General features: G+C 59.3%; 5 protein-coding genes and 1 tRNA gene. 3 read left to right on the forward strand and 3 right to left on the reverse strand.

The features are described 5' to 3' along the window. The 3 genes from ACZM8Y_RS17800 to ACZM8Y_RS17810 form a co-directional block, all read left to right on the forward strand. On the forward strand, positions 1 to 939 hold a 939-nt coding region (locus ACZM8Y_RS17800; protein ID WP_489501971.1), incomplete at its 5' end, for a YybH family protein. After that, entirely contained in the window at positions 936 to 1,871 is a 936-nt protein-coding gene (locus tag ACZM8Y_RS17805) for a hypothetical protein (protein WP_489501972.1), read from the forward strand. The genes ACZM8Y_RS17800 and ACZM8Y_RS17805, both read left to right, overlap by 4 nt. A 105-nt stretch (positions 1,872 to 1,976) precedes the next feature. Next, positions 1,977 to 2,053 (forward strand) — tRNA-Glu (locus ACZM8Y_RS17810). 30 nt (positions 2,054 to 2,083) lie between these two features. Here the strand turns inward: ACZM8Y_RS17810 and ACZM8Y_RS17815 are convergent. From ACZM8Y_RS17815 to ACZM8Y_RS17825, 3 genes are all read right to left on the reverse strand, one after another. Next, entirely contained in the window at positions 2,084 to 3,268 is a 1,185-nt protein-coding gene (locus ACZM8Y_RS17815; protein ID WP_489501973.1) for a tyrosine-type recombinase/integrase, read from the reverse strand. A gap of 163 nt (positions 3,269 to 3,431) precedes the next feature. After that, positions 3,432 to 3,782, reverse strand: coding sequence for a hypothetical protein (locus tag ACZM8Y_RS17820; RefSeq protein ID WP_489501975.1), 351 nt, complete (start codon positions 3,780 to 3,782; stop codon positions 3,432 to 3,434). 2 nt (positions 3,783 to 3,784) lie between these two features. Further along, positions 3,785 to 4,295: DUF3310 domain-containing protein (locus ACZM8Y_RS17825; protein WP_489501976.1), on the reverse strand; the 511-nt coding region annotated here is incomplete at its 5' end.

Raw genomic sequence — 4,295 nt, forward strand, 5'->3', positions numbered from 1 at the left:
GGGAACAAGGAGGGAAGCGCTTCTTCCTCAGGTGACGCAGAACTGTCTTCCGGGTATGGCATTTCCGCAGATCTCGCGCTTCCCTCTTCGGAAGATGACGCGCCAATCCCCGCCGTTACCGAAGACGTGACGGAAGAAAGCGCGCAGGGGAATTCCAGCCTGCCGATCCTTTTTGACAGTTCCGCGCTGAAATCCATAGCGGACGAAGCCAGCCTGCGCGAAGTGGCCAGATGCAGCGCGGAATGGAACAAGGCATGGGCAGCGCGTTCCCCGGCCTTTTTCGACTTCTATGAGCCGGACGCGTACACCAGAACAAGCGAGGACTTTGCCGCCTTCAAACTGCTGAAAAGTTCCCTGTTCCAGCGCTTTTCATGGATCTCCATCGAGCAGGGGGATATCAGCGTCCTGCCCGGCCCGGGCTACTGGGTTTCATGGTTCACCCAGTATTACCGTGCCCCCAACCTGCACACCGAAGGCATCCGCCGTCTGTACTGGATGCCCCGGGAAAACGGGGAACTGAAAATCGTCGCCATGGAATGGCTGCCCAAGGAGCTGGGCCTGCACGACGCCTTCATGAAGCGCGTTACTCCGGATATCCTGCGGTTGGTGGAAGACTGGCGCAGGGCATGGGAAGACGGAGACCTGGAGCGCTATGCCTCCTTTTACAGACCTACGGCGGATCAGGGGAATCTGAGGGGACTTTCCGCCATTCTGGAAAATAAAAAAAATATCTGGGCGCGCAAAAAACCTGCGAAAGTTGAATTTCAGGGGACAACAGTGTATGTGGAAGACAGGGGGGTACGCGTGCGCATGACCCAGCTCTACAGCGACAGCTCCGGTTACCATGACAAGGGCGTCAAGGAGCTGCTGCTGTATCCTCAGGACGATAGCTGGCGCATTGCGTCGGAATCGTGGACAGTCATCCGGAACAAGACATGAAGCGCAGCTACAGCCTTATCTTCATGACCGATCAGGGCAAAACCTCGCGTGTGAGGATAGGCTCGGGCACCTTGCGTTTCATCATCATCCTGTGTATTGCTCTGCCCCTCCTGCTGGGAGGAACTCTCTGGGCCGGCTGGGAACTGCTTCAGCGCTATTCCGCACTCCGTGCGGAAAATGCCGCGTTAAGCGCAAAGCTGACGGAGCAAAGCGACATCATCACCCGACTCGGCAATCTTGAACAGTTTCTGCGCGCCGCCGACCCCGAACTGTTGCAACAGGTTCTCGGGCCGACCCGTACCGCTCTGGAAAACGCCGTCCCCACGACGGCAGAGGAAAAAAGGATGCCGGAACCTGCCGATGGCCCGGCGGAATCTTCCGAAATTTCCGCCGAACATGCGGAAAAACAGGAAACTACGCCGGCGTCCCCTCCATCACGGGCGGCGGAGGCTCCGGACACCGCTTCTTCCCCCCCTGCCGCGCAGGAAGAACCGGCAAAGGGTGAAAGCGTCAAACCCAATCTGCCTCCCCGTCACGAAAATTCTTCCGGAGAAGCCGCCGTACCACCTCTCTCCTCCCCCGGGTCCTCCGCGGATGCCGCGCAGATTGACAAGGGGCTGGCGGAAATCAAGAACATGAAGGCCCGCCGGGTCGGAACCCGCAATCTGCGCATATCTCTCGATCTTTATAATACTGCCCGGGGCAAACAACTGGCCGGCAAAGTGGATTTTGAGCTTGTTCTTGCCGATGGAAGCATCCTCCCCCTTACGGGCGGAGGAGATACCAGCTATCGTATCAATCGACTGAAAAAAATCGTCAGCAACCCCATTCTGCCCGCTGACTCCGGAAATATGGATGGCGCAGCCGTACGAGCAAAAGTCTACGCCGGAAACGAACTGATTTACAGCGGTTCCATGCCTCTCCAGCAGTAGCGCTTCCCACGGGCCACACCGGGTTCCTTCATGATCTGTCTGAATGCTGAAAAAAAGAGTTGACTTCTCTCTCCCCGGAAGGCTATACAACAGCTTCCGTTCAGCGTCCCTATCGTCTAGACGGCCCAGGACAACGGCCTTTCACGCCGTCAACGGGGGTTCGAATCCCCCTGGGGACGCCAGAAATTTCAAGGGGTTACACCAGCCCTTGTTTACTGAAGTCTAGTGGTTACAGACTTCTGGTTACAAAATGCCTCATGAGAGTCCACCTCATGGGGCATTTCCATTTCCTCCAGCAGCCGAGCTGCTGTCTGCCCTATCACATGCTCGCCCAGCGCCGACGGTATCATGCCGCTGTCGGCATACAGCCCGGCGCTGCGCACATAGATGTCGGTCGTCGTGGCCCGAGAGTGGCCCATGAGTATCTGGGCCGCATTGAGGCCACCGCCCACAAACGTGATGGCGGCCGACTTGTGCCGCATGGCGTGAAAGCCGAAAGGCCTTACTCCAGCCCGTTCGCACAGCTTCGGCATGAGGTGGTTACGCTGCCTGAAGGGCAAACCCATGCAGGTGTCGTTCTGGATCTGCATGAACACGTTATCCACCTGACAGGGGCGGGCTTCCCGCCACCAGGTCAGCGCCCTGATCAGCTCCGGATGCATGGTCAGCCAGCGCATCCGGCTCTTGCCGCCCTTGCCCTTGCGGTCGGTAAGCCGAATCTGGCCCGCCTCCAGCCGGACATCCCGTTCCCAGGACAACCGGAACACTTCGCTCCGTCTGGCCCCGGTGAAATAGTAGGTCAGCAGCATGACCAAATCCTGGCCGTGCGCCTGCTGAAGCACCTTAATCACGTCCTCCTCCGGGGGCACATAACGGTCGGCCACCTCCACCGGAAACGGCCTGATCCTCTCAAGCACCGGGGCCGCCTGCGGAAAGCCCTCAACGCCCTCAATGGCCCAATTCCATGCGGCCAGCAGGTTCTTGCGGTAAACATTGGCCCGTTTGGGGCCGCGTTCGTCCGCCACATCGGCCAGGAACTGATAAAGCATGGGTTTGGTGAGTTCTTCCACAGACGTGATATTCTCCTCCCGGCAATAGGCGAACAGGGCCTGCATCACCGTCTTTTTTTCCGTGTACGTCGAGTGCGACATGGTACGTTCCGCGTGCGCCAGGTACTGATCACCCCAGGCCAAGAGCAGCTCTGAGCCCGTGGGGGTCGCTTTCTTTTCCCGGCTGCGCAGATATTCCTCCTTCCTTTGCACCTCCCATTGTCGTGCCGCCATCCACTCCGGGCCTTTTTTGCGCCCTGGAGGGAAGAACTTGCTGTCCACTTCCCTGCCGTTCACAACGACTCTGGCCAGCCAGACGTTGCCCCGGTCTTTTCTCAAGGTAGGCATCGCTGAAATACTCCATGACTGTGCCCCAGCGAAACCTCCAGCATCGGCCAATGCGCTTGCCGCCGATCCGGGAAGCTACGCGCCGCACGGTTCGGGGGTCAAGCCGCAGGGCGGCGGATACTTCGGTCAGGGTGAGGAGATCGTCATCGGCAGGCATAGCAGTTCAATCCGTAACAGGCTCCACAAACACGGCCTTTCCCTCAACGATCCAGCGTTCGGGGATCATGATGTGGTGGGGATGCAGGCAATGCGGGCACGGCCACTCCACTTCCAGCACGCGCTCGCCCCAGGCGGAAACATTGTTGACGGAACAGACATGGCCGGTTTCCGCCGCCGTGCGGCGCATATAGACTTTCACCACATCGCCCGCCCGGACGGGCAGTTCCGGCTCCCAATAAGTGCCCTCGGGGCCGTAGCCGATCCGCTGCCTCGGGGGTGTGTCCAGCAGGCGCAGAAACTTGTAGCGATAATCGGCCTTGCGGGCCGGGGCGGGTACTTCTTTCCATTGAGGCATGGTTATCGCTCCTCCCGGGCCGTGGGCAGACCCGTGCATCCGGCATAAACGGGATCGTGCCTGTCGCGCAGGGACAGAATCCGGGCCAAATCCTCGACTTCTTCTTCCATGTGACATTCGGACGCATCCTGATGAAGGTAGGCGTCCAGAGCCGTCAGGAAGTCGGACTGCGCTCCGGAGATGTCATCCCAAAGGGCATCGCCTTCGGAGACAAGATATGCCTGCAGCTCTTCCAGCGCCTCGCTGATCCGATTGTATGCCTGGAACGTGACAGGCGGCTGCCGCGTCTCTCCTTCCCATTCAAGGTACTGGAGCGCCTTGCGGCAATCTTCCTCGCCGCCCTTGTACGGCGCGCGCAGCACATATTTGACCGCGTTGCCGAGACAGAAGCCCAGATGGCGGGTGATATCGATGGGTTCCACGGGATAGACGGTGTAGTGGGCGGGATGGTGAACAGGATCATGCATGGCGATTTCTCCGTTTTTTTTGGGGGGGCTCCCCCGGTCGGGAGAG

This window comes from Bilophila sp., from assembly GCF_057864385.1.